We start from the raw sequence: 26,468 nt of genomic DNA, 5'->3' as shown, positions 1-26,468 counted from the left end.
TCTCGATTTACCGGTGTCTTCTTTTTTAACAATAAGAAGACGATTTTCTTTACAGGAGTGTAAGTAGCTAGCATGTTCAAGTCTTCTGGACAAACACCTTAAATGAGCTACCTACACTTTATTTGTTCAAACTCGATTTCTTACTTAATTAAATCGCCAACAAATTTCGGTAATGCGAATGCTGCATTGTGTAATTCTTTTGTGTAGTATTTCGTTTCGATTTCGTGGAAACGCTCTTCACTTACTTCTAATGGATCATGTTTTTTAGATCCAATTGTGAACGTCCAAAGACCACTTGGGTAAGTTGGGATGTTCGCTGTGTATAAACGAGTAATTGGGAAAATCTCTTTTACGTCTTTAAACACAGTTGTAATTAGTTCTGGTGTGAACCAAGGGTTGTCCGTTTGTGCAACGAAAATACCATCTTCTTTTAACGCTTTAGAGATTCCAGCGTAGAAACCTTTCGTAAATAAGTTTACTGCTGGGCCTACTGGCTCAGTAGAATCTACCATAATTACGTCGTATTCATTTTCGCTTTCTGCGATGTGTAGGAAACCGTCTCCTACTTTTACTTCTACACGCTCATTATCTAATGCGCCTGCAATTGATGGTAAGTATTGTTTAGAGTACTCAATTACTTTTCCATCGATTTCAACAAGAGTTGCTTTCTTTACACTTGGGTGTTTTAACACTTCGCGAATAACACCGCCATCGCCGCCGCCAACAACTAATACGTTTTCAGGGTTTGGATGTGTAAATAAAGGTACGTGCGCTACCATTTCGTGATAAACGAACTCGTCCTTTTCTGTTGTCATAACCATGCCGTCTAAAATAAGCATGTTTCCGAACTCTTCCGTTTCAACCATATCAAGTTTCTGGAATTCTGTTTGCTCCGTATGTAATGTGCGGTTAATACGCGCCGTAATCCCAAAATGTTTTGTTTGTTTTTCAGTGAACCATAGTTCCATCGTACAATCACGCCTTTCAATGCAAATTTATAATAGGGACATCATTAATGTCCCCTAACAAAAATAAAACAAAACATCCAAAATGTATAGTTAAAAGTACAAAAATACCGAAAATATATTTTAGTCAGAGGGTTCTAACATATGTGTATAAAGAAAACCCTTTCTTAAGAAAGGGTTTTCGTCTCTAGTTCTACTGGTTTACGAATTGGAATTAAGATCATAATACAACCAACTAACACAACAATTCCCCCAACTAAAAATGGGCTTTGTGGTGAAACTGTGTGCCCGATAACTCCTGATAAAATTGGAGCAATCGCACCACCTAACCAACGAACAAAGTTATAAACACCTGACGTAACAGATCTTTCATAAGGTGAAATATCCATTACATAACTTGTATATAATGCATTGTTTAAGCCAGATGCCAATCCTGATAAAACGATAAGAGTAATTTGTAACCACATAATTTTCACAAAGAATAGTGCAATTAAGAAAATCGCAAATACGAGTAAACTCCCCTTCAATAATGTTTTTGGTTCATATTTCCCTTCTAGTTTATGTGCTAAAATTGCAGAACCGTAAGCTAACGCCAGTCCCCATCCGCAAAATACAAAGCCTAATTGAATAGCTGATAAATGCATAATAAGTGGTGAATATGCTAACACAACAAAAAATCCGTAGTAGTATAGCATCCCTGAAATAGCACCTTGCATAAATGGTTTATACTTCACCAAGTTAAGTAATTCCCCTACGCCAGCAGCCTTACGCTTCACCTTTCGCTCTGGTTCTTTTACAAAAAAGAATACTAAAATAAATGCTAAGAAAATTAAAATACTCGTCGCGAAAAACGGATAACGCCAAGAATGTCCACCTAGTATTCCACCCAATAACGGCCCCCCAGCCATACCTAAGCCGATAGCTGCTTCGTATAATCCTACTGCTTCATGAACTTCTTTACTTAATGCTATTAACAGTGTCATTGCTGTCGCAAAAAACATCGCATTTCCTAATCCCCATCCAGCACGGAAAAGAGATAATTGAGCAATCGTTTGCGATATACCGCATATAAACGCAAATACAGTCACAATCGCAAGACCGATTGTCATCATTCGTTTATCACCAAATCTCGATGCAAATATACCAGCTGGTAACATCATGATTGCCATCGTTAAAATATAAGCGGTAAATAACATTTCAACTTGCCAATGCGTTGCACCAATTTTCTCAGCAATAATCGGCAAGATTGGGTCAACTACCCCTATACCCGAAAAGGCAAGAAAGGTAGCTACCACTGTAATCAATCTCCCTAGTTTTTGTTTGCTTTCCATTTTGATTACTCTCCTTTTGTGCTCTCTAAAAATGTTACTGCACGATGTAAACTATCTTCGAGTTCTGCCTTTACACGTTGCATTTGCTCCATTTTTTCGTCTAACGTTTGCACTTGTTTTTCAAGCATATCTTTAATTTCTTGAATCACTTCACGATCACGAGGGTTCTCGCTATTTCTTCTTTGCTCCATTCTTTCTTTTAGTGATAAGAAATGTTGCATTTCTTGAAGTGTGATTCCTAGCACTTCTTTCGCTTCTACAATTCTTTTAATTCTGGCAATATCCTCATCCGTATACAGACGAATATTCCCCTCACTACGTTCTGGGGGATGAATTAAACCAATTTCCTCATAATAACGAAGTGTACGTTTTGTTAAACCGACTTGCTTTGTTACTTCATCAATTTTATACATGTTTATTCCTCCCTTCACTCAATTATTACATTTTACGTTAACGTTAACTTTTCTGCAACTGTTAGACTTTTGTAAATGTTTGTCATATTCAATTGTATTTTCCCTAAAGCAGTTTCATAATGAAAGAAAAGAGATAATAAGGAGATTTTCATATGAGTAAACCACTTATTTTTGCTCACCGCGGAGTAAAAGGAACACATCCCGAAAATACGATGATTGCCTTCCAAGAAGCTGAACGCATTGGCGCTCACGGAATTGAACTCGATGTCCACCTATCAAAAGATGGTGAACTTGTCGTAATTCACGATGAAACCGTCGATCGTACAACAAATGGCGTTGGACTTGTTTCTGAAAAAACGGTAGAGGAATTACAATCATTGGACGCTGGTAGCCATAAAGCCCCTTCTTTCCAAGAAGCAAAAATTCCAACGTTGCGCGAGGTTTTCATTTGGCTTTCCACAACGAACTTACAACTAAATATTGAATTAAAAACAGATGTTATTCATTACCCAAATATTGAGGGAAAAGTTGTTGCACTTGTGCGTGAATATCATCTTTCAAATCAAATTGTATTTTCATCATTTAACCATGACTCTGTTTCATTATTAGCAGAAATTGCTCCTGAAATTCCAAGAGCAATTTTATATGATACACCGATTGCTAATCCAATTGCCGAAGCAAAACATAGAGAAGCAAGTGGATTACATCCAAACTTCCAGCTATTAACGAAAGAATTTGTGCAGTTAGCACAAGAGCAAGGATATGTTTTCCGTCCATATACAATTAACGAATACAAAGATTTACAAACTATGATTGATTATGGTGTAGATGTCATCATTACCGATTGGCCAGCACGTGCCTTTGAGCTCCTTTCTTAATGGAAGGGGCTTTTTTATTTTCGAAATTTCATTGTTTAAAATAAACGAAAACCCTCAATACTAATACAATAACGCTTGTATTAATGAGGGGCTGAAAAAAGATGGATCAAACTATGAATCCAAAACTTAAAAAATATAAACGTCTTTTCTTCACCGCAATGTTTTCTTGCGTCCTTTTCTTCGTTTTTTCTTTTTTTGTTATTATTATAGTTGCAAAAATTATGGGACCTCCTCCTGTTGCGGTCCCGCAAACAAGCGTCTTTTACGCAAACGATGATACCGTTATTGGACAAAGTAACGAAATTCAAAAACGTTACAATGTCTCTCTTAATGAAATTTCACCTTATGTAAAAGAAGCGACCCTTTCTATTGAAGATCAAAGATTTTATAAACATCACGGCTTCGATTTAAAACGGATTGCAGGTGCAATTGTTGCTGATTTAAAAGCAATGGCAAAGGTACAAGGAGCTAGTACAATTACACAACAATACGCGCGTAATCTGTATTTAGATCATGATAAAACGTGGAAACGGAAATTATTAGAGGCAATGTACACTGTCCGCCTTGAAGTAAACTATAATAAAAATCATATTTTAGAAGGATATTTAAATACAATTTATTACGGACATGGCGCTTATGGCATCGAAGCTGCGTCCCGTCTATATTTCGATAAAACAGCAAAAGAGTTAACATTAGCAGAAGCTAGTATGCTCGCAGGTATCCCAAAAGGACCAAGTGTCTATTCTCCCTTTTTGAAAGAGGATCGTGCTAAAGGACGACAAGCCCTCATATTAGATGAAATGGTAGAACAAGGATATATTACGAAGCAACAAGCAGCCTTAGCGAAGAAAGAGCCACTAACTTTTGCCTCATTAGATACGAAAAAAGTAGCAGAGGTCGCACCATATTTCCAAGATGCTGTACAAGCTTCACTTCTTCGTGATGTTGGATTAGACGAACAAGCTTTACAACGAGGTGGCTTGCGAATTTATACAACGCTAGACCCTAAACTACAAGCTGTAGCAGAACAAGCTGTAAAAGATCATATACCTGACACAACAAACATACAAACTGCTCTCGTCTCTATGAATCCAACGACAGGTGAAGTGGCTGCTCTTGTTGGCGGAACTGATTATACTACGAGTCAATTTAACAGGGCTACACAAGCCATCCGTCAGCCTGGTTCTACATTTAAGCCATTTCTATATTATGCGGCATTAGAACGAGGATTCACACCTGCTACGCGCTTAAAAAGCGAATATACTGTATTCACCTTAGGTGACGGTGTTTCAAAGTATAAACCGAAGAACTATAAAGATTATTATGCCGATGATTTCGTAACGATGGCACAAGCTCTCGCAGTCTCTGATAACATATATGCTGTGAAAACGAATTTATTTTTAGGAGATGACGCGCTTGCAAAAACAGCGAAACAATTTGGAATTACAAGTGCATTAAAAGATGTGCCTTCTCTAGCTCTCGGTACATCACCAGTAAAACCAATTGAAATGGTCAACGCTTATAGCATGTTCGCAAACGGTGGAAAAGAAGTAAAACCTACTTTCATTCGCCGCATTATGGATCATGAAGGAAATATATTATACGATGCTCATTTAGAGAGTAAACAAGTTCTCGACAAGAGCAAAGCGTTTGTAATGGAAGAAATGATGACTGGTATGTTTAATAAGAAACTAAGCAGTTATGCTGCTGTAACTGGCCAATCGATGTTATCAAAATTATCAAGAACATATGCCGGAAAATCTGGTTCTACTGAAACGGATAGTTGGATGATCGGATTTACTCCGCAAATCGTAACTGGTGTATGGGTCGGATACGATCAACCTAAATCTATTTCAAACGTAGCAGAACAAGGATATGCGAAGAAAATATGGACTGATACGATGGAGAAAGGCTTAGATGGACAGCCAAAAAAAGAATTTAAACAACCAGGTGACGTCGTAGCGGTTAATATCAACCCAGAGAACGGTAAAATTGCTACAAAAAATTGTCCTATTTCTGTGAAAATGTACTTCGCTAAAGGTACCGAACCGACTGAATATTGTATGGATCACGTCGATGATAAAGAAGAATTTGAAAAAACGACTGAAGAAAAGAAAAAAACAAGTTGGTGGAAAAAATATCTTCCTTGGTAAAAAAAATAGCTGACGGGCATCCGTCAGCTATTTTTTATTCACTTAATAATGCACGGCGCAATTCTTCACCAGATTCGTTCCAAATTGCTTCATTATGTTCTTTCAAGAACGTACCAAGTACTTTTTTAGATGATTCATCCATATGGTCAACCATAATGTGACGCTTCATTGATTTATCCATTTTGTTTACGTGTTCTGGAAGTGATTTATATCCGCGGCGAATCTCACGGTCAACTGTCATTTCACAAGCTGTTACACCTGCGTAATACGCACCTGTCGCAGTTCTTTCAATCGTTACCCAAACAAGCCAAAATGGTTTTCCGTTTGGAACTTCATCTTTATTTGTTAAAAACTTAATACCTTTTTCTACTGTACTACGCGCATGCATCGCACCGATATCAACGAATGCAGTCTTCTCTAGTACATCAACAAATACAGGTGAAATGTTTTCTAAGCTTAATGCCCCAACACCAAATCCACCATGTCCATCTGTTGAATCATTTTTCACGATATTAAAACCGATTTTTTTCTTTTTCTCTGTCATATGTAAAATCCTCCTCACTTAAAAATTATAAAAGGCCAAAAATAGGCGCAATGATGCTATCTAAAAATACAAATACATGCGGAATAACTACCTGAAAAATAGGTTGAATTGTGTAATTACTAAGCGGTGTAATAACGAGAATTAATAACGCAATTGCCCCGTATTTTTCATACTGTGTCATTTTCGCGCGAATATTTGCTGGTGCTAAATCTTCCACTACGCGATACCCATCAAGTGGTGGGATCGGTAATAAGTTAAATACAAGTAAAACGATATTCAGCATAATAAAAATCTGGAAAAATTGAGCTAACGTATCTGCTACTGCAGATGGAATTGAGTATAATACACCAAATTTTAATAAGCTATACCAAATAATTAAACCAATTGCACTTAAAATTAAGTTACTAATCGGCCCTGCAATTGAAACTAATATGCCTGCAAGACGCGGTCTTTTAAAGTTATATGGGTTAACAGGAACCGGTCTTGCCCAACCGAATCCAAGAATTAATACTGCAATCAAACCGATAGGGTCTAAATGAGCCATCGGTGATAACGTTAAACGCCCTTGTCTCTTTGCTGTATCGTCCCCAAATTTATATGCAACATATGCATGTGCAAATTCATGAACGGATAATGCAATAATAATCGCCATTGCTACCAACGGAATTTCGTGCAATGGATATCTAAATAACTGATCCATACTTCATCTCCTCTTCCATATGTCAAAAAAAGAAATTATTTGTTTTTTCGATTGTTCTTCCCCATAATCCGCTATAATAAGAGTGTAACTTACATAAAAGGAGCGATTGTACATGCCATACGTAACAGTGAAAATGCTAGAAGGACGCACAGAAGAACAAAAGAAAGCTCTTGCTGAGAAAGTAACAGCAGCAGTAAGCGAAACAACTGGTGCTCCTGAAGAAAACATCGTTGTTTTCATCGAAGAAATGTCTAAAAACCATTATGCAGTTGGCGGAAAACGATTAAGCGACAAATAATTTCAAGTTTTTTCATAAGAAGTAGCCATTAGCTGCTTCTTATTTCTTTCCTTCTAACAACTCAATAATTCTCTCTTTATATTTTCCTTTTCTTCCATCTTCATAGATTAAATCATGTGGATAGAATAACTTTTGATCCGTTCTTTTCTTACCTGTAATCGCCTCAACAATATCCGATTCACGTGAAAGCTCTCTAAGCTCTCCGTTTGGCATAAGAAGCAGGATTGGCAGACGCTCTTCTTCTTCTCCTGCACGATAAAAGTCATACGGTAAGTCCGATGTTGAATCAACTACTAAATAATACTCCGGATCAAGTCCAATCTTTTTAAATAAACTACTTAACTCCATCCAATTATCTAAACCGTGTTTATCTGTAAACTCTACATATTTAAATAGATTTCGATTCATAAAACGGCGACATAAATCGCTTAAAATTGGATCTTCTTCTTCCTGCCATACTTGGAAGTAGTAATACATAACGTTCTCGTCTAACTTTAAATAATCCTCTACTGTTACTTCTTCTTCAAATAAAGAATAGAAATGAACAGGATGATTTTTAAATGTGTAATACTTCTCGTGCAGTGATTTCGCACGGTGTAAAATCTTCGTTAAAATAACTTCTGCACTTCGCGTTACCGGATGGAAATATACTTGCCAATACATTTGATAACGACTCATAATGTAATGCTCAACAGCATGCATACCACTATTTTTAATGACTACTTGATTCCCATACGGACGCATTACACGCAGTATACGTTCCATATCGAAGTTTCCGTACTTTACGCCTGTAAAATAAGCATCTCTTAATAAATAATCCATACGATCCGCATCAATTTGACTCGAAATCATACTAATCGCTAATTTATTAGTAGACGTTTTTGCAATTACATCTGCTACCTTTTGTGGAAACTCCTTATCAACACGACTTAATACATCATTAATCTCCGTATTGCCAACGATAATCTTTTGCGTAAATTTCTCATGATCTAATGAAAATACTTTTTCAAACGAGTGAGAAAATGGGCCGTGGCCGACATCATGAAGTAATGCCGCACATAAACATAACAATCTATCTTCAGCATTCCAATTTGGTCTGCCATCAAACACATCATCAATCATACGACGAATAATTTCGTATACACCTAACGAATGAGTAAAGCGACTATGCTCTGCACCGTGAAATGTAAAAAATGTCGTTCCAAGCTGCTTAATACGGCGCAAGCGTTGAAATTCTTTCGTTCCGATTAAATCCCAAATAACACGATCACGCACGTGCACATATTTATGTACTGGGTCTTTAAACACTTTTGTTTCGCTGAGTTTGTCGTTTAAATATACCACTTTCCGACATCCCCCTTTCTTTACTACATTCTTACTTTATATTATAAACGAAATGAGAAACAGAAAGAAATGAAAGACTGTATTAATTCCCTTTATAAAAAGAAAAAATCACCTTTACCGAAGTAAAAGTGATTTCCTTTATACATTATTTACCTAAAACGAATTCAGCAACTTCGTCTAAGATCATATCTTTCCCTAATGGGAAGTAACCTTTGTTTAAGTCTTCATTTTTAATTGTAAATACGTGGTTGTTTTTAACAGCGTTCATGTTTTTCCAAATTGATTCTTCTTGGAATTCTTTTAAGCGCTGAGAACCGTCACCAGTTGTAAATACGAATAAGTAATCTGGGTTGTAATCGATTAAAGCTTCTTTTTGTACTTGTACTAACGGTTTATCAGTTGGTGTACCTTTAACTGCTGGTAGTTTTAAATCATTAAAGATTACGCTACCGTAACCGTAGTCACCGTATACGCGGAAAGCATTTGGATATGCAGCCATTTTCATAAATGTTGCTTCACCAGTTTTAGCGACGATTTTGTCATGTAATTTGCTTGCTTTTTCATCATACTTTTTGAACCATTCTTTTGTTTCTTTTTCTTTACCGAAGATTTGACCTACTTCTTGGAATTTTGGACGCCATTGATCTAATGGAGTGTTTAACATAACTGTTGGTGCAATTTTAGATAATTGATCATAAATCTTTTCTTGACGATTATTTACAAGAATTAAATCTGGTTTTGCAGCAGCTACTGCTTCGATGTTAATTTTATCGCCCCAAGCAGAACCAACTGGTTTAACGTCTTTTAGTTTCTTTTCAATATGTGCATCAATTTTTTCTTGAGATGTATTAGCAGTAATAACCGGTTTCATACCGAAAATTAATAATTCTTCTGTTGAACCACTAAGGTCAGCAATTTTCTTTGGATTTGCAGGAATTTTAATTTCCCCTTTTGCATGTTTTACAGTGCGCTCTTCAGTCTTTGCATCTGCTTTCTTTTCTTCTTCTTTGTTAGAACAAGCTGCAAATAGTACAGAAGTCACAACTAGTACCATTGCTAATAGTGCCATTTTAAAATTCTTCATGTTCCCACTCCTTCTAGCTGTATTTATCTTATAAGTTACAATGAACTATAAGAAACAAATATAACAATTAATTTATATATATTTATTAATTGTTGTTAATAACCCATTCTAACGGGCGTTCAACTTCCCATTCTTATATAAGAAGCTCAACGTCCATTAGAAGTCCCCCCTCTTCACGAGGGGGTTCTACTTATGCTTTTTTACGCAATTGATTACTAATCATCGCTAAATCATATGTTAAACAAATTGGCTTACAGTTTACTGGACAAGGAACGATTTGAGCTTCAATCTCAAATACACTGCGAAGTGTTTCACTTGTCATAACTTCATCTGGCGTTCCTTGTTTCATTAACTTACCTGCTTTTAATGCAATCATATGATCTGAGAAACGAGAAGCGTGGTTTAAGTCATGGATAACCATAACAATCGTTCTACCTTCTTCTTCATTTAATTTTTTCAATAAGTTTAATACTTCTAATTGATGAGCCATATCTAAGTACGTTGTTGGTTCATCCAATACAAGTAATTCTGTTCCTTGTGCAAGGGCCATCGCAATCCATACACGTTGACGTTGCCCGCCTGATAACGCCTCTGCTGAACGATTTGCGAATTCTGTCATTCCCGTCACTTCAAGTGCCCAATGAATGTAACGATAATCCTCTTCTTTCAACGTTCCAAATCCTTTTTGATGAGGAAAACGTCCATATGAAACAAGTTCAAACACAGTAAGGCCAGTTGGCACTTCTGCAGTCTGTGGTAAAATCGCCATTTTCTTTGCGATTTCTTTTGTTGGTTGTTTCTCGATTGCTTTTCCGTCAAGATAAACAGTACCTTTTTTCGCCTTCAAAATACGAGAAGCCGTTTTTAATAATGTGGACTTCCCACAACCATTTGGTCCAATAATTGTTGTAATTTTCCCTTCCGGAATTTCAACTGTTAATCCATCAATAATTAACCCTTCATTATAGCCAACAGATACCGCATCAACTGCTAAAGTTGCCATACAAAAAGCCTCCCTTTATTTTGTCCTCATAAGTAAGTATATAAAATATGGTGCACCAATTACAGAAATAACAAGACCGACCGGTATTTCTGAAGTTGTTAACACGCTTCTTGAAATTACGTCTGCGAATAAGAGTAAAAACGTCCCTATTAGTGCAGCAGTAGGCAGCATAATTTGATGTTTACCACCAACAAGGCGCCTCGCTAAATGCGGAGCCATTAAACCGATAAAACCAATTCCTCCGGCAACAGCGACAGATGCACCAGCTAAGCAAACTGCAATAAATAATAATTTACGTCTTTCCTTTTCTACATTTAAACCAAGACCAACTGCTGTAGAATCGCCTAGGTTCATTACATTTAATATGTGCGCCTTACTAATAGCAAGTGGCAAGAAAATAACCATCCATGGAAGTACACTTAGCACGAACTTCCAATCTGTTCCCCATAAACTTCCTGCTAACCAAATCGTAGCAAAACGAAAATCGTTAGATGTCATCTTCATAGAAAAAATTAAACTAACAGCACCAAACCCGGCTGCAACAGCGATACCAACTAGTATTAATCTCGTTGATGAAACGCCGTCTTTCCATGCTAGTAAATAAATAATAACCGCCGCTAATATTGCACCAACCAACGCGAAGAATGGAAGGATAAATACAGATAAAAATGTACCAGTCCCAACTTTTCCAAAGAAAAAGTAGACGAATATAACAACTGTTAATCCCGCTCCAGCGTTAATACCGATAATACCTGGATCAGCAAGTGGATTTCGTGATAATCCTTGCAAAATCGCACCTGACATCGCTAAAGCAGATCCGACTAGTATAGCAATCACCATACGCGGCATGCGGAATTCAAATAAAATAACAGACTGATCTTCAGCCCCTATTCCAACCAATGACTTTAATACGTCCATTGGCGGTATTTTAAAAGTTCCTGTATTTAAACTAATAAGAAATATAGAAACGATTAGTCCTACTAAAATCGTTAATATAGAAATGTTCTTTTTTGTTAAGACACTCGTCCTCACATCTTTCCTCTCCCTTCATTACGTGCTAAGTAGAGGAAGAATGGAACCCCAATTAGCGCTGTAATTGCTCCAATTGGCGTTTCAAATGGCGGGTTAATAACGCGAGATAACATATCTGCACATTCAATTAACAGCCCGCCTAAGACCGCAGAACATGGAATAACCCATCTATAGTCCGAGCCTACAAGGAAACGAGTCATATGCGGGATTACAAGACCAACAAATCCAACTGATCCTGCCATGGAAACTGCGGAACCCGTTAAAACAAGAACAAGTACTGTTCCGATAAATTTAATTAATGTCGTATTTTGACCAAGTCCAATCGCAATTTCTTCACCGAAGCTCAAAATTGTAATATATCTCGACATCATAATTGCGATAAAAAGACAAACAAGGCCAATTGGCACTAACATATTAATACTTTGCCATTTCACTCCAGCAACTCCGCCTGCATTCCACATGCTCACCTCTTGAGCAAGATTAAAATACAATGCAATTCCAGATGAAATTGCCCCTAATAAAGCACTAATAGCTGCACCTGCTAAAGCTAATTTCACAGGTGTTAATCCACCTGGTGAAGAAGACCCAATTCCATATACAATGCTTGCACCAAACGCAGCTCCAATAAAAGATGCAATAACAAACATCAAATAAGGTGAATTAGGAAAAAATGCATACATAATTGCAATTCCAAATACTGCACCATCTGTAATCCCCATTAACGATGGTGAAGCAAGTGGATTTCGCGTCATGCCTTGCATAATTGCTCCTGATACCGCTAAAAAGGCACCTGCAACTACGCCCCCTATTGCTCTAGGCATGCGAAGCTCTTGAATTACGTTATGATGTGTAATAGATCCATCAAACTGAAATACAGCTTGCCATACAGTCTTTAAACTAATATCTGCAGCCCCAAAAGAAATAGAAACTGCCATGCTTAAAGCTAACAAAACTGTACCCGCTACTAAAATAATAGAAGCAATGAGCGGTCTGCTCTTAATCTCTTTAACATTCTCTTCTTGCTGTTCTATACTGCTTGCGCTCGCTTCCATCCCTCAACCATCCTAACCAACAACATATATTTATTAAAATGAAATTTATTCTCAAATAGTAATAAAAAAATTAGGTGAATTGTTATTTTCCTGATAATGATTCTCAGAATCAGACACTTCTATTCTACCTATCGCTTTAAAAGACTGTCAACCATTATTTTGAAATACAAATTTATATAAATTAGAACTTTAATACAAAAGTTATATCCATCCTTTAGAAAACGTTCGTCCACACAAGAGCACTTTCGCAGAATAAATCGTTCCTCTTATGGGCATAAAAAAGAAGAGTAATCTTTTCACTCTTCTTTTTCTTACTTATTTAACTTTGCTTCAATTTTTACGATTAACTCATCTTCTGTTGGAGCCGCAACTGGACGGTTATTTACAAATGCGAATGATTTTTTACGACCAGGACCACAGTAAGACTGACATCCAACTTCAATCGTTGCACATGAATCTACTTTTTTTAACTTCGGAACTAACGTTTTAACGTTCGTTGCCTGACAGTCATCGCACACGCGAAATTCGTTTCCCATTATATAACACTTCCTCTATTTTAAACTTTTCTCAAGTACATTTAAAAATAAACACTAAATGGTATTTTACCGTTCTTTGAAGCTCGTTGCAAGTTTCCCTACAGGGCCTATTCTCTACATAATGCTACATATTTATATGCTCTCCTACAGAAGCGCTCACCATTCATGGGAAAATTTTTACCTTTCATCGAAATCTACCATATTTTTAAAAGCTTTGTATAAAAGTTTATTTTTTTGCCCATTATAAAAATAGGAAGTTCATAAAAAGAAAGGGAGTTGAATCTATGAAAGTAAGACAAGATGCTTGGACAGATGAGGATGATTTATTACTTGCTGAAACGGTACTTCGTCATGTTCGAGAAGGAAGTACGCAATTAAATGCATTTGAGGAAGTAGGGGATCAGTTAAATCGTACATCCGCTGCTTGTGGTTTCCGCTGGAATGCTGTCGTTCGCTATAGCTATGAACAAGCTCTTCAACTAGCAAAAAAACATCGTAAAGATAAAATGCGCGCTGCAAGCGGTGAGCAAGCGAAAAAACGTTTACTTTATACACCACCAGCTTCAGATTCGATAACTGATTATGAAGAATTCGTACAAGAGGAATCAATTGTACAATATAAAGAAGCTATTCCATATCAAGAATCTACCGTTCCTGTTGCAAAAAGCTCTATGACAATGCAAGATGTTATTTATTTCTTACAAACAGTTGGATCCTCAAATATAAAAGTAACAGCTCTTGAAAACGAGAATACGAGATTGAAACAAGAAATTAAAGCACAAATCCTTCGAAATGAAGAACTAGAAAAGAAACTAGAAAAATTAGAAAAGCAATCTCATACTGTACAAGAAGATTACGAAACACTTATGAACATTATGAACCGAGCTCGTAAGTTGGCAGTCATGGATGACGAAGAACGTTCTCAAACATCTTTCCGAATGGATCGAAACGGTAATTTAGAAAAAATTGCAGAATAAAAAGGATGCATATAATGCATCCTTTTTATTCTTTCACATCTAAACTTCCCCTTTATATATGAGAAAACTCTATTCTTCATTTTTTTGCTATAATAGAGATTGTCATTTTAAAGATAAGGGGTTAGTTATATGAGCAATTCCCGTTCCATTTTATCTCAGCCAGAGTGGCGTATTGTAGATCAATCTAGTTTGGGACCAACATTCCATGCATTGCAGTCATTCGCAATGGATGACACACTGTGCACAAGCATTGGAAATGGTCAATCAGCTGCAACAATGCGTTCTTGGGTTCATCACAATACAATTGTTCTTGGCATTCAAGATTCACGCCTACCACACTTAGAAGAAGGCATTTCCTTGTTAAAAAAGAACAACTTCAATGTTATTGTTCGTAATTCTGGCGGGCTTGCAGTCGTGCTTGATGAAGGTGTTTTAAACGTATCACTTTTATTCCAAGAAACAGAAAAAGGTATCGATATTGATCTTGGATACGATACGATGTGGCATTTAATTAAGGAGATGTTAAAGGATTACGACGTTACTATCGAGGCAAAAGAAATTGTAGGTTCTTACTGTCCTGGTAGCTATGACTTAAGTATTCGCGATCAAAAATTCGCTGGCATTTCACAGCGCCGTATTCGCGGGGGTGTCGCTGTCCAAATTTATCTTTGTGCTACAGGAAGTGGCTCTGAGCGTGCCGCACTCGTTCGTGATTTCTATAACCTAGCCATTCAAGGAGAAGAAACACGCTTTACGTATCCTGAAATTGTACCGAGTACGATGGCTTCACTTTCAGAATTACTTGGCGAAACCATTACAGTACAAGATTTAATGATGCGCCTTTTAAAAACATTGCAGCAATTCGCTCCGAAGTTAACACCATCTCAATTAACAATAGATGAAATACCTTTATATGAGACGAATTTACAACGGATTATTGATCGTAACAATAAAGCACTTGGCTTAGAAAAATAAAGACCGTCGCTATTATAGCGACGGTCTTTATTTCAATTCATTATAGAATTAAAGTGCTTGAGCTGCTGTAATTAAAGCTAACTTGTACACTTCTTCTTCGTTACATCCACGAGATAGGTCATTTACAGGCATGTTTAAACCTTGTAAGATTGGTCCTACTGCTTCGAAGTTACCTAAACGTTGAGCGATTTTGTAACCGATATTACCAGCTTCTAAGCTTGGGAATACGAATACGTTAGCATCACCTTTAATTGTAGAACCTGGAGCTTTTTTCTCAGCTACAGATGGTACGAATGCAGCATCGAATTGGAATTCTCCATCTAAAGTTAATTCAGGAGCCATTTCTTTTGCAATGCGAGTTGCTTCTACAACTTTTTCTGTTTCTGGAGATTTCGCAGAACCTTTTGTAGAGAAGCTTAACATAGCAACGCGTGGGTCAATACCGAATAATTCAGCAGTTTTTGCACTCTCGATACCAATTTCAGCTAAATCTTGGCTGTTTGGTGCAATGTTAATTGCGCAATCAGCGAATACATATTTCTCTTCTTCACGTACCATGATGAATACGCCAGAAGTTTTTGTAACGCCTGGTTTTGTTTTAATGATTTGAAGTGCTGGACGAACTGTATCAGCTGTAGAGTGAGCTGCACCACTTACTAAACCGTGTGCTTTGCCCATGTATACAAGCATTGTACCGAAGTAGTTTTCGTCTTTAAGGATTTTGCGAGCGTCTTCTTCAGTTGCTTTACCTTTACGGCGTTCAACGAAAGATGCTACCATTGCATCCATTTCTTCATATGTAGCTGGGTCATAAATATCAACGCCTGCTAATGTTAAATTCATGCTAGCAGCTTTTGCGCTAATTTCTTCCTTATTACCAACTAAGATTGGTTTTACTAACTCTTCTTTTGCTAAACGCTCTGCAGCGCCTAAAATTCTTTCATCAGTTCCTTCAGGAAGTACGATAGAAATGCCTTTTCCTTGAACTTTTTCTTTTACTGTTGTAAATAAGTTGCTCACGAATAAACCCTCCTACATATGTTAAAAAAACTCTATCTTTAAGAATACTGCTTTTCTTCTATATTTTAAACTTATAGCTCCCAAAAAATAGATAAAATGAAAATGATTATATTTTCATAAAATTCAGCCTAAAAATAAATCCCCTTTAATCCTTATCTCCTCCTATTTTCAAGTAAATTTAAATGTGACAATTTTATGCGCCAAAGCTTTATATAGATGATTTTAAAACTATATATGCTATAGTTAACGTGTAAAACTATCATTAACTGAGGTGAATAGAATGAGTGAAGCAACAACAACGTTAGATGGCTGGTATTGTTTACATGATTTACGTTCTATTGATTGGGCTGCATGGAAAACATTATCTAGCGACGAACGCGGACAAGCTGTGTCTGAATTTTTAAATGTCGTTGAAAAATGGAACGAAGTATCTACTGCGAAAAAAGGTAGTCATGCAATGTATACAGTTGTTGGTCAAAAAGCTGATATTATGCTTATGATTTTACGTCCAACAATGGAAGAGTTAAATGAAATTGAGACAGAATTGAATAAAACAACATTAGCTAAATATATGGTTCCTGCATACTCTTACGTATCTGTTGTTGAACTAAGCAACTACCTTCCAGCTGATGAAGATCCATATCAAAACCCACAAATCTTAGCTCGCTTATATCCAGAACTACCAAAAGCAAATCACATTTGCTTCTATCCAATGGATAAGCGTCGCCAAGGTGATGACAACTGGTACATGCTTCCTATGGAAGAGCGTAAAAAAATGATGTACAGTCATAGTAAAATTGGTCGTCAATACGCAGGTAAAGTACGCCAAGTTATTTCAGGGTCAGTTGGATTCGACGATTTTGAGTGGGGCGTAACATTATTCGCTGACGATGTTCTTCAATTTAAAAAACTTATATATGAAATGCGCTTCGATGAAGTAAGTGCTCGTTATGGTGAATTCGGAACATTTTTCGTTGGAAACATTTTACCAGACGACAAGGTAGAGAAATTTTTACACATATAAAATCGTAAAAAAAGGAACGAAATTCGTTCCTTTTTTTATTACCCTCCATATTTCTCCTCAAAAAACTGCTTTTCTCCGCAAATTTGAACAAAAATCGACAAATCTCTTTCAAATACCTTACAAAATTGTAACCTTTCTATATCCAAATTTATGCTAAAATGATACGAGCTATATGCTAAATAACGATGCGAAGGTGATAATCTATATGAAAAAAATCTTGTCTATTTTACTATTGCTTGTATTGTCAATTTCTTCCTTAGGAGTAACAACATCCCATGCGGAAGAAAAAATACATATTGAGGCTGCTGCTGCACTTTTATTTGATGCAGATACAGGAAAAATACTTCACGAGCAAAATCCAGATGAATTGCTAGCTATTGCTAGTATGTCAAAATTAATTGTTGTTTACGCTGTTTTAGAAGCAATTAAAGAAGGAAAAATCACTTGGGATACGAAAGTAAATATTTCTGATTACGCTTATGAAGTCTCTCGTAATAATGAATTCTCTAATGTACCGTTCGAAAAAGGACGTCAATATACTGTAAGAGAATTATATCATTCTATTGTTATATTCTCTGCAAATGGATCTAGTATTGCTTTAGCAGAACTTCTTGCAGGAAGTGAGAAAAACTTCTTAAATCTTGCAAATGAACATGCAAAAAAGCTAGGGTTAAAGAAATATAAATTTGTAAACTCTACCGGGTTAAATAATGCTGATTTAAAAGGAAAACATCCTGAAGGAACAGATCCGACCGGAGAAAACTCCATGTCAGCTCGCGATATGGGTATTCTTGCAAAAACGATTATTACAAAGTATCCAGAAATGCTAGAGGATACAAAACAAAGATTTAGAAACTTCCCAGACAATCATCCAAAACCAATTCGTATGGAAAACTGGAACTGGATGTTACCAGGCGCTGCCTTCTCTTATGATGGAACGGACGGTTTAAAAACTGGTAGTTCTGATACCGCTGGATATGGGTTCACTATTACAGCGAAACGTGGTGATGTTCGTCTTATCTCGGTTATTATTAAAACAAAATCAATGGATGAACGCTTCACAGAATCTCGTGAATTAATCGAACATGGATTTAATAACTTTGAAAAACAAAAATTAAAAGTTAATAAAAACAATACAATCTCTGTAGTAAAAGGGAAAGAAGACCAAGTAACTGTTGCACCCGAAAAAGAAATAACAGTAATTGCGAAAAAAGGTAGCAAAGAGCCTTATAAAATTGGGACTGAATTAGATAAATCCCTTGCTGAAGATGGACATTTAGTTGCTCCTGTTAAGAAAGATACCAAAGTAGGCTCAATTACTTTAGAATCAACTGATAAATATGGTTTCTTAGACGGTAGTAAAAGTATGAAAGCTACTGCAAAAACGACAGAAGAAGTTGAAAAAGCAAATTGGTTTGTATTATCAATGCGCTCTATTGGAGATTTCTTCTCAAACTTATGGTCTAAAGTATTTTAATAATGATGAAAAGCTAGCTCACGCTAGCTTTTTTTATTTTCTTCTCTCCATGTAAAACTTCGTTTGGTTGTCATATCTGAGTCCTTTTCCTCATACGTATGAACTAGTAATTGTTACACACTTCATCTAGAGATAAAGTGAAACTTTAATCAGTGGGGGTTTTGTTCATTCCCACTGATTATTAGTTGAACTAATCGGGCTTTTACGGGCAGTTTGATCTCCCACCCACCTTCTTTGCTCCAGCCCAATTTTAAGGTGGGAGTCTTACTGCCCGTTAATGCGGGATAAACCTCTTTCCACAAGGTATTCCAAAAAGAGAGGTGACACATAATGGGCGTTATTGCTTATAACGAAGAAGATGTAAAGTTATTAGCTAGACTGATGCGTGCTGAAGCCGAAGGAGAAGGACAACAGGGGATGTTGATGGTCGGGAACGTTGGGGTAAATCGTGTCCGTGGAAATTGTTTAGATTTTAAAAAAATACGTAATTTACGTCAAATGGTGTATCAAAATCCTGGTGGTTTTGAGGCAACACAAAAAGGGTATTTTTATCAACGTGCAAGGGAACAAGATATTGCTTTAGCAAGGCGAACGATTCAGGGACAACGCTTTTGGCCTGCAAATTTTTCCTTATGGTTTTTTAGACCTGAAGGCCCTTGTCCGTCAACTTGGTATAATCAACAAAACTCTGGTCGCTTCAAAAAGCACTGCTTCTTCCAGCCATCTGGCGAAGATTGTCCTAGCGTATATTAAGGATTGATAATAAGGAGGGATTTTTGAATGGCACAGCAACAAAACCCGTATTACGGAACTGGATTTTATCAACCATCTGGAACTTATGTACAACCGCAGCAAATGACTCCACAACAACAGCAACAACAGCAAGCAATGCAACAACAAGCGGCGCAAGCTCAATATGCCGTTTCTCAAGGCATGTTACCATTAGAACAATCCTATATTGAAAATATCCTTCGTTTAAACAAGGGTAAGCAAGCTACGGTTGTAATGACTTATGAACGTGGTAGCTCACTCGGTACCCAATCGTATACAGGTATTATCGAAGCAGCTGGTCGCGATCATATTGTAATTAGTGAGCCACAATCAGGGAAACGTTTTTTACTATTAATGATTTACTTAGATTATGTGGAATTCCCCGAAGAAATTACGTACTTACCTAGTCAACAAGCAACTTATGCTCCAAGACCATAAAAAAAGCTGGCATATGCCAGCTTTTGTTTTTTTATAAACCTTTTACAACTGCAGTTCCGACTAAAATCCATGCTACAATAAACGCTACGCCACCAAGAGGCGTAATTGGGCCAAAGAACTTAATACCTGTCGTACTTAATGCATACAAACTGCCTGAAAACATAATAATCCCAGCTACCATAAGCCAACCAGCAGTAGTTAAAAGTGATGATTGAACCTTATCCATCAATAAAGCAACTACGAATAGTCCACCTGCATGAAACATTTGATATGTAACACCTGTTTTCCAAACTTCTAACATTTTCGCAGAAATTTTATTTTCTAAACCGTGTGCTCCAAAGGCTCCTAACGCAACAGATAGCCCCGCTGCAATACAACCTAGTAAAAAGAAAATTTTCATCTTAATTCCCCTCGTATATTAATATTTAAGCCCTATCTCAGGCTTAGTTTTTCTCTCTAATAAGAGTCCAGTAATAAAGAAAATACTTGGACGTCTCAAGATATTTCTAGATAATGGTCTTAGGATCATTTGGGACAATTCTGTATTCCCCTGTGGATTTACCACACGAAAAGAGTGTTTCTCAGTGAACGCGCGGGGCTCCCTACTCGCAGGCTGAGCAGCCTGATCCTCGAACCTAGATGTTAGTAGCTCTAGGGCGGCTTTCGATTCAGGACTAGCTCTTATACACGAGGTTGTTGGTCGGCGTACACACTAGAGATATCTCGAGACGTCCAAGCAATGATTCTAAATCGAAAGGAGGTCTCTTACGTGAGATTATTTGTTGGTCTAGATGTAAGTTCGTTTGATATGAAAGTTTGCTTTTTAAATGGTGAAGGAGAAAAGCTAGATTCTTTTTCAGTCAGTAATGACTTACCAGGTGCACAGGTACTTAAAGAACGATTATTACAGTGCACAACCAATCAAGAGGTTGAAACTTTAAAAATCGGCTTAGAATCTACATCTGTTTACAGTTTTCACCCATCCATGTTTCTCCATCATGACGAAGACTTAAAAAGATTTGGCACAAAGGTATTTCTTCTAAATCCAAAACAAGTCGCAAACTTCAAGAAAAGTTATTCAGACATGAATAAGACTGACGAAATTGATGCCTTTGTCATCGCTGATTATTTACGATTTGGGCGAAATCAAATGTCCATCGTGAAAGAAAGTCAATACGTGGCATTACAGCAATTAACAAGAGCTCGTTATCAACTCGTTAGAATGTTGACAAAGGAGAAACAACATTTTCTACAACACCTAAGTTATAAATGTAATACGTTCTCACAAGAAGTCGATTCTTCTATATTTGGTAACGCCATGATGGAATTGTTCCTTGAAAAATTCAGTCTAGAAGAGCTAGCTGACATGCCTTTAGAGGAACTCGCTGAGTTCCTACAGGAAAAGAGTAAAAATCGATTTGGTGACCCGAAATGTGTCGCATCAACCATTCAAAAGGCTGTTCGCACGTCGTACCGTTTAGATAAGGTGGTAGAAGACTCAATCGATATTCTTTTAGGAACATCAATCGAAATCATTCGTACCTATCAAAGACAAATTAAAGAACTAGAAAAATCTATTAAGCGGATCATGGCTGGATTAACGCAAACATTAGAATCCATTCCTGGAATCGGGCCTATATATGCCGCTGGTATTATCGCTGAAATTGGCCAAATCGAAAGATTTGACGATGAAACCAAAATCGCAAAATATGCCGGGTTATATTGGCGTACATACCAGTCTGGCCGGTTCACCGCTGAAAATACTTCATTATCTCGTAATGGGAATCATTACTTGCGGTATTACTTAGTTGAAGCCGCCAACTCTGTAAGAAAGCATGTATTGGAATACCAAGAATATTACGCAAAAAAGTATAATGAAGTACCAAAACATCAACACAAACGTGCACTCGTTCTAACCGCAAGAAAATTTGTGCGATTGGTGGATGCGCTACTACGTAATCACCAACTCTTTACGCCTGAAAGGTGTGTGAAAGTGTGACATAAAACTTGTCATCGCTACCTTTCAATCAATTCCAGTATTTTACATGCGGTGCTGGTCTAGTTTCGTGATGTCTTTTTTAAGCAATTTGTCCTTTGATAACTTCAAAATATATTATTTTTCAGTTGACATACTACCGCAGGTCTTTTTTACTTTTATCATAAGCAATTTTTTCATATAAGCCAAACGATTTAATCCTTAAAAATCAAATAAAGAATTACCATTTGCACCTTCTTCTTTAATATACACAGGTTCTCCAGAAACTGGCATAACTGGTTGAACTGTCTTTATAGGCTGCGATCCAATTACTTGCGATTGAATTTGCGGCTCCCTATACGTAGAAGATTCAACCTGTTCATCTAATAGTAAATCGCATAAAGCACGCACAACTAATAAATGATCTTTTGATTTTTGTCCTTCACTACTTTTTGCCTTTGCAATTTCATTCGCCATTTTATTTAAAATCTTATCGCTCGATATTTGCATTCCTTATCACCTCGTACTTTGTAGTTCTTTCTCAAATTGCTTCAGCTTCTCTACTAAACCAAATACTATTATCATATCATGTTCTTGCAGTTTTTCCTGCCCCGTTGGATTATGTATAATATCCCCATTTCTCAAAATCGCTAATATCGTTACATCAAACTGATTCCTCACATCACTCTCTAGTAACGATTTACCAACTAATATTGAATCTTTTCCAACTAAAATTTCTTCAATGACAAATGACTGTTCTATCCCATACAGCACTGTATCAATATAATGAACTGTTAATGGATTCGCAATACCTTTTGCAATATGAATTCCTGCCATACTGGATGGATTAATAACTTTATTTGCACCCGCACGCCTTAATTTCTCTTCAGTTTCTGGCTTTTCAGATCTCGCCACAATTTTAATTGCATCGTTTAATCCTCTTGCTGTTAATGTAATAAATACATTTTCAGCATCATTTGCTACGATAGCAACTAAACCAGCCGCTTTTGAAATTCCAGCATGATGTAAAACTTGATCCTCCGTCGCATCTCCATGTATATACAAAAGCTTTCCCTTCTCTAATACACTTTCATCTTTATCGACAACAACAAATGGAATTTTCTTTTCTTGCAATTCATGTACAACTTGAAGCCCCACTCTACCGCAACCACATACTATAATATGATTTTTCAACTGCGCTATTTGTTTATCCATCTTCTTCCTCCGCACTGCATGAAATAAATTCCCTTCAATAATCATAGCTGCCACTACCCCAATTGCATACGTAACAATACCTACGCCAACAGGAATAATAAGGAGCGCAAATACTTTCCCCGCTTGCGTTACAGGAACAGCATCTCCGTATCCAACAGTCAATACAGTAATCATCGTCATCCAAAATGCTTGAAACAAACTAATCTCTTCAATTGTCATAAATCCTATCGTTCCTAGAATTACAACAAAAGTCATACATATAACTGCGATCCATAATTGCTTACGTGCATTCATACCGTATTTCAACTCTTTTCTCTATCTACAATCTTTGCCAGTGGAAATAAAATACGTATATACTAGATACGGAATCTATGAAAGAGGTTGATATAATGAAGACATTTCTTTCCGCCTTACAATGGGCACTATTTATTTTAGCTGGAAGCCTTATTGTACCAATTAGTGTCGCAACTAGTTATGGTCTTGATGGCGCTGAAGCTATCGCATTCGTACAAAGAACATTATTTGTTCTAGGCTTTGCTGGTCTCTTGCAAGCTATATTTGGGCATAAACTTCCTATTCAAGAAGGTCCTGCTGGACTTTGGTGGGGAATTTTCTCCCTTTACGCAAGTTTAGGCGTCGTATTATTTGGATCAAACAATGAGACACTTAAAGTTCTTCAATATGCTTTCCTATTAAGCGGTATTATTTGTATTATTCTTAGCGCTTTTGGACTTATTGATAAACTCGTTCGCTATTTTACACCGACAGTCATTGGAACATATTTATTTCTTCTTGTTGCGCAGCTTAGTGGCTCCTTCTTAAAGGGAATGTTTGGCCTTGATGGAAAACATACAGAAGTACAACCTAACGTATTTATTCTTTCACTCATTGTTATTTTACTATCCTTTTTCATCATGAAGCTACCTATTATTGGACAATATTCTGTTCTTTTCAGTATCGTATGCGGCTGGATATTATTCGCATGCTTCGGGTTATCAAATCCAGTAACGCCTGTGACAGATATAATCCGTTTTCCGTCTCTATTTGTTTTCGGAATGCCTCGTATTGAATGGAACATGGCAATTACGGTCGTTTTCGTTACACTATTACTTCTAACAAATATGTTAGCAAGTATTCGTGTTGTGCAAAGGATTGTCTCTAAGTATGAAAAGAATGCAGCACCAGATCGTTTTAAACAAGCTGGCATTATAACAGGAATCAACCAATTGCTAGGCGGCCTATTTTCAGCTATTGGTCCTGTCGCTATTTCTGGATCAGCAGGTTTTATTGCAACGACTAATATTTATAAACGTCTCCCGTTTATATTAGGGTCAAGCTTTATTATTGTCGTTAGTATATTTCCAAAGATCACTTCATTCTTTGCAGCAATCCCTGTTGCAGTTGGTTATGCCGCTATTTATCCTGTATTCGCAAGCATGATTGGCCTTGCCTTTCGAGAATACGAAACTGTCCAGGATAAAGAACGATTATTTAAAGTAGCCGGTCTTTCAATCTTCACAGGAGTCGGAGTTATGTTTGTTCCAGCAGGAGCATATTCCACACTTCCACCATTTCTAGCATCGTTTTTAAGTAACGGTCTCGTTCTTGGATCTGTAATGGCCATTTTGCTAGAAATACTATTTTCTCGTTCCACAGCAAAACAAATATCGTAAATTGGAAAACTTCCATTATTGCACTCTACCTTTAGAGTTGTTACGATAAAATCAAACTTGAATCATTGGGGTTTTATCCATCCCCAATGATTATTAACCGATATTATGAGCAACACACTCATAATGATTTATCTACTTCTTTTCAAAGAGGTTTGATGTCTTACTATTATTCCTCAACATCTTCATGAACATGTATTTTGATTTCAATTAAAGAAAGGAATTTTCTATATGACTTATAAAATGATTGTTTTAGATTTAGATGATACTTTATTACGTGATGACCATACTATTTCACCTCGTACGAAAGAAGCGTTAATGACTGCACAAGAGCAAGGGGTAAAGGTTGTACTTGCTTCTGGACGTCCAACGTTTGGTATGCGCAATGTAGCCAAAGAACTTCGCTTAGAAGAATACGGCAGTTTCATTCTATCTTTTAATGGCGCAAAAATTATTAACTGTAAAACAAACGAAGAAATCTTTAGTAGTACACTATCTCCTGAAATCGTTCACAACCTATTTGAAATTAGTAAAACTGAAGATGTATGGATTCATACTTATATGGGCGATGATATCGTAACGGAAGAAAATAATCCTTATACTGAAATTGAGGGCGATATTACTGGTATGCCAATTGTTGTAGTAGATGACTTTAAAGCCGCAGTTAAAGAGCCTGTAGTAAAAGTATTAATGAATAAAGAAGCTGAACGCCTTGTTGAAGTTGAAAAGAAACTACAAAAACAACTAGAAGGCCAATTAAGCGTGATGCGTTCGAAACCATTCTTCTTAGAATTTACTGAAGCCGGTGTTACAAAAGGAACGAGCTTAAACAAACTGATTCAAAAGCTTGGCATTAAGCGTGAAGAAGTTATCGCAATGGGCGATAGCTATAACGACCAAGCAATGATCGAATTTGCTGGTCTTGGCGTTGCAATGGGCAATGCACCTGATGATATTAAAGAAATTGCAAACTACGTAACAGATACAAATATGAACGATGGTGTTGCAAAAGTTGTAGAGAAATTTGTTTTAAAAACGGATGTACTTGTTTAATATTTTCATTCACAAAACCTATTTGAAGTCAAATACTTCAAATAGGTTTTTATTTAAATTCTCATGCTTTTGTGACTATATTTTGAACTTTGCACTATTCTCGTAGTGTAAACTTTCTTTTTGTATATAATGAAACAAAATAGACTATTTTATTTTGAAAAAGAATACAAATTTACTATATACAAGCATACGTTAAAGGAGGCTACTTTATGTTATCTACACCAATCGGACGATTAAGAGCAATTGGACTAGTTGAGGGTATTTCTTTCCTATTACTATTATTTGTAGCAATGCCATTGAAATATTTCGCAGGATTTGCAACAGCTGTTAAAATTACAGGCATGGCTCATGGTGTTCTATTTATTCTATTCATCTTTGCAGTAATTCAAGTAACAATCGTACACCGTAAATCAATTTTATGGGCACTTGGAGCATTCGTTTCATCAGTTATCCCATTTGGTACTTTTGTACTAGATGCAAAATTAAAGAACGAGCAATAATAATAAAAAGGTAGTTAACGACTGTTAACTACCTTTTCTA

Annotated in this window: 28 protein-coding genes; 13 read left to right on the top strand and 15 right to left on the bottom strand. The window is 36.7% G+C overall.

What is annotated here, in order from left to right; translation table 11 throughout:
- Positions 1–140 precede the first annotated feature (140 nt).
- The 3 genes from speE to MHI28_RS18755 all read right to left on the bottom strand — a co-directional run bounded on the left by speE (position 141) and on the right by MHI28_RS18755 (position 2,709).
- On the bottom strand, positions 141–968 hold the full coding sequence (gene speE / locus MHI28_RS18765) for a polyamine aminopropyltransferase (protein ID WP_000424696.1): 828 nt from the start codon (positions 966–968) through the stop codon (positions 141–143).
- Positions 969–1,132: 164 nt separating this feature from the next.
- Positions 1,133–2,296 (bottom strand): MFS transporter, encoded by a 1,164-nt coding sequence (locus tag MHI28_RS18760; RefSeq protein WP_000444236.1) that lies wholly within the window; start codon positions 2,294–2,296, stop codon positions 1,133–1,135.
- 5 nt (positions 2,297–2,301) lie between these two features.
- Positions 2,302–2,709: a MerR family transcriptional regulator gene (locus tag MHI28_RS18755; protein WP_000276560.1), complete on the bottom strand. Its 408-nt coding sequence runs from the start codon at positions 2,707–2,709 to the stop codon at positions 2,302–2,304.
- Between the two features lie 152 nt (positions 2,710–2,861).
- Between MHI28_RS18755 and MHI28_RS18750 the strand changes: the two genes are divergently transcribed.
- Positions 2,862–3,587 carry a glycerophosphodiester phosphodiesterase gene (locus MHI28_RS18750; RefSeq protein WP_000042781.1) on the top strand — a complete coding sequence of 242 codons (726 nt, stop codon included), beginning with the start codon at positions 2,862–2,864 and terminating at the stop codon, positions 3,585–3,587.
- A gap of 101 nt (positions 3,588–3,688) precedes the next feature.
- Positions 3,689–5,740, top strand: coding sequence for a transglycosylase domain-containing protein (locus MHI28_RS18745; RefSeq protein ID WP_000372951.1), 2,052 nt, complete (start codon positions 3,689–3,691; stop codon positions 5,738–5,740).
- Positions 5,741–5,774: 34 nt separating this feature from the next.
- On the opposite strand, the gene MHI28_RS18740 is transcribed toward MHI28_RS18745, so the two are convergent.
- Both MHI28_RS18740 and MHI28_RS18735 read right to left on the bottom strand, forming a co-directional pair.
- Positions 5,775–6,284 carry a YwhD family protein gene (locus tag MHI28_RS18740; RefSeq protein ID WP_000136681.1) on the bottom strand — a complete coding sequence of 170 codons (510 nt, stop codon included), beginning with the start codon at positions 6,282–6,284 and terminating at the stop codon, positions 5,775–5,777.
- Between the two features lie 25 nt (positions 6,285–6,309).
- Complete coding sequence (locus MHI28_RS18735) at positions 6,310–6,984, bottom strand: site-2 protease family protein (RefSeq protein ID WP_000372445.1); 675 nt, start codon at positions 6,982–6,984, stop codon at positions 6,310–6,312.
- Between the two features lie 112 nt (positions 6,985–7,096).
- Here MHI28_RS18735 and MHI28_RS18730 point away from each other — a divergent pair, with 112 nt between their 5' ends.
- A complete protein-coding gene (locus MHI28_RS18730; RefSeq protein ID WP_001147171.1) occupies positions 7,097–7,282 on the top strand; it encodes a 2-hydroxymuconate tautomerase in 186 nt (61 codons plus the stop codon).
- A 39-nt stretch (positions 7,283–7,321) separates the two neighbouring features.
- Here the strand turns inward: MHI28_RS18730 and MHI28_RS18725 are convergent, their stop codons facing one another.
- The 6 genes from MHI28_RS18725 to MHI28_RS18700 form a co-directional block, all read right to left on the bottom strand.
- Entirely contained in the window at positions 7,322–8,626 is a 1,305-nt protein-coding gene (locus MHI28_RS18725; RefSeq protein WP_000262742.1) for an HD domain-containing protein, read from the bottom strand.
- Positions 8,627–8,771: 145 nt separating this feature from the next.
- Positions 8,772–9,710: an ABC transporter substrate-binding protein gene (locus MHI28_RS18720; protein WP_000787726.1), complete on the bottom strand. Its 939-nt coding sequence runs from the start codon at positions 9,708–9,710 to the stop codon at positions 8,772–8,774.
- Positions 9,711–9,900: 190 nt separating this feature from the next.
- Complete coding sequence (locus MHI28_RS18715; RefSeq protein WP_000212066.1) at positions 9,901–10,713, bottom strand: ABC transporter ATP-binding protein; 813 nt, start codon at positions 10,711–10,713, stop codon at positions 9,901–9,903.
- Between the two features lie 15 nt (positions 10,714–10,728).
- A complete protein-coding gene (locus MHI28_RS18710; protein WP_001260753.1) occupies positions 10,729–11,745 on the bottom strand; it encodes a FecCD family ABC transporter permease in 1,017 nt (338 codons plus the stop codon).
- Positions 11,742–12,797: a FecCD family ABC transporter permease gene (locus MHI28_RS18705; protein ID WP_000388296.1), complete on the bottom strand. Its 1,056-nt coding sequence runs from the start codon at positions 12,795–12,797 to the stop codon at positions 11,742–11,744. The genes MHI28_RS18710 and MHI28_RS18705 overlap by 4 nt, the downstream gene beginning before the upstream one ends.
- Positions 12,798–13,108: 311 nt before the next feature.
- A complete protein-coding gene (locus MHI28_RS18700; protein ID WP_000526079.1) occupies positions 13,109–13,333 on the bottom strand; it encodes a DUF1450 domain-containing protein in 225 nt (74 codons plus the stop codon).
- A 284-nt stretch (positions 13,334–13,617) separates the two neighbouring features.
- On the opposite strand from MHI28_RS18700, the gene MHI28_RS18695 reads away from it, so the two are divergent.
- Both MHI28_RS18695 and MHI28_RS18690 read left to right on the top strand, forming a co-directional pair.
- Positions 13,618–14,310 carry an RsfA family transcriptional regulator gene (locus MHI28_RS18695; protein ID WP_000868355.1) on the top strand — a complete coding sequence of 231 codons (693 nt, stop codon included), beginning with the start codon at positions 13,618–13,620 and terminating at the stop codon, positions 14,308–14,310.
- A 129-nt stretch (positions 14,311–14,439) separates the two neighbouring features.
- Positions 14,440–15,285 (top strand): lipoate--protein ligase family protein, encoded by an 846-nt coding sequence (locus MHI28_RS18690; protein ID WP_000071959.1) that lies wholly within the window; start codon positions 14,440–14,442, stop codon positions 15,283–15,285.
- A 48-nt stretch (positions 15,286–15,333) separates the two neighbouring features.
- Here the strand turns inward: MHI28_RS18690 and pta are convergent, their stop codons facing one another.
- Complete coding sequence (gene pta / locus MHI28_RS18685; protein WP_000067215.1) at positions 15,334–16,305, bottom strand: phosphate acetyltransferase; 972 nt, start codon at positions 16,303–16,305, stop codon at positions 15,334–15,336.
- Positions 16,306–16,585: 280 nt separating this feature from the next.
- Between pta and hemQ the strand changes: the two genes are divergently transcribed.
- The 4 genes from hemQ to gerQ all read left to right on the top strand — a co-directional run bounded on the left by hemQ (position 16,586) and on the right by gerQ (position 20,015).
- Positions 16,586–17,329, top strand: coding sequence for a hydrogen peroxide-dependent heme synthase (hemQ, locus tag MHI28_RS18680; protein ID WP_001287603.1), 744 nt, complete (start codon positions 16,586–16,588; stop codon positions 17,327–17,329).
- Between the two features lie 205 nt (positions 17,330–17,534).
- The gene (locus MHI28_RS18675) at positions 17,535–18,806 is read left to right on the top strand and encodes a serine hydrolase (RefSeq protein WP_000722876.1); all 1,272 of its coding nucleotides are present in this window, start codon (positions 17,535–17,537) and stop codon (positions 18,804–18,806) included.
- A 330-nt stretch (positions 18,807–19,136) separates the two neighbouring features.
- The gene (gene cwlJ / locus MHI28_RS18670; RefSeq protein WP_000538164.1) at positions 19,137–19,559 is read left to right on the top strand and encodes a cell wall hydrolase CwlJ; all 423 of its coding nucleotides are present in this window, start codon (positions 19,137–19,139) and stop codon (positions 19,557–19,559) included.
- Between the two features lie 27 nt (positions 19,560–19,586).
- A complete protein-coding gene (gene gerQ / locus MHI28_RS18665) occupies positions 19,587–20,015 on the top strand; it encodes a spore coat protein GerQ (RefSeq protein ID WP_000068647.1) in 429 nt (142 codons plus the stop codon).
- Between the two features lie 31 nt (positions 20,016–20,046).
- Here the strand turns inward: gerQ and MHI28_RS18660 are convergent, their stop codons facing one another.
- Positions 20,047–20,415, bottom strand: a complete 369-nt coding sequence (locus MHI28_RS18660; RefSeq protein WP_000688315.1) for a DUF423 domain-containing protein — start codon at positions 20,413–20,415, stop codon at positions 20,047–20,049.
- Positions 20,416–20,784: 369 nt separating this feature from the next.
- Here MHI28_RS18660 and MHI28_RS18655 point away from each other — a divergent pair, with 369 nt between their 5' ends.
- Positions 20,785–22,014 (top strand): IS110 family transposase, encoded by a 1,230-nt coding sequence (locus MHI28_RS18655; protein WP_100909797.1) that lies wholly within the window; start codon positions 20,785–20,787, stop codon positions 22,012–22,014.
- Between the two features lie 198 nt (positions 22,015–22,212).
- Here the strand turns inward: MHI28_RS18655 and MHI28_RS18650 are convergent, their stop codons facing one another.
- Positions 22,213–22,500, bottom strand: coding sequence for a YwdI family protein (locus tag MHI28_RS18650; protein ID WP_001167339.1), 288 nt, complete (start codon positions 22,498–22,500; stop codon positions 22,213–22,215).
- Positions 22,501–22,506: 6 nt separating this feature from the next.
- Positions 22,507–23,499, bottom strand: coding sequence for a potassium channel family protein (locus MHI28_RS18645; protein ID WP_000993978.1), 993 nt, complete (start codon positions 23,497–23,499; stop codon positions 22,507–22,509).
- 95 nt (positions 23,500–23,594) lie between these two features.
- Between MHI28_RS18645 and MHI28_RS18640 the strand changes: the two genes are divergently transcribed.
- The 3 genes from MHI28_RS18640 to MHI28_RS18630 all read left to right on the top strand — a co-directional run bounded on the left by MHI28_RS18640 (position 23,595) and on the right by MHI28_RS18630 (position 26,428).
- Positions 23,595–24,878: a purine/pyrimidine permease gene (locus tag MHI28_RS18640; RefSeq protein WP_000847020.1), complete on the top strand. Its 1,284-nt coding sequence runs from the start codon at positions 23,595–23,597 to the stop codon at positions 24,876–24,878.
- Positions 24,879–25,106: 228 nt separating this feature from the next.
- On the top strand, positions 25,107–25,928 hold the full coding sequence (locus tag MHI28_RS18635) for a Cof-type HAD-IIB family hydrolase (RefSeq protein WP_000221382.1): 822 nt from the start codon (positions 25,107–25,109) through the stop codon (positions 25,926–25,928).
- 209 nt (positions 25,929–26,137) lie between these two features.
- Positions 26,138–26,428: a DUF3817 domain-containing protein gene (locus MHI28_RS18630; RefSeq protein ID WP_000953395.1), complete on the top strand. Its 291-nt coding sequence runs from the start codon at positions 26,138–26,140 to the stop codon at positions 26,426–26,428.
- Positions 26,429–26,468: the final 40 nt, after the last annotated feature.

Origin of the sequence: Bacillus sp. FSL K6-0268, from assembly GCF_038005425.1 — a bacterium.
GTDB lineage: Bacteria > Bacillota > Bacilli > Bacillales > Bacillaceae_G > Bacillus_A > Bacillus_A thuringiensis_S.
This window is presented reverse-complemented; position numbering and strand designations above follow the sequence as displayed.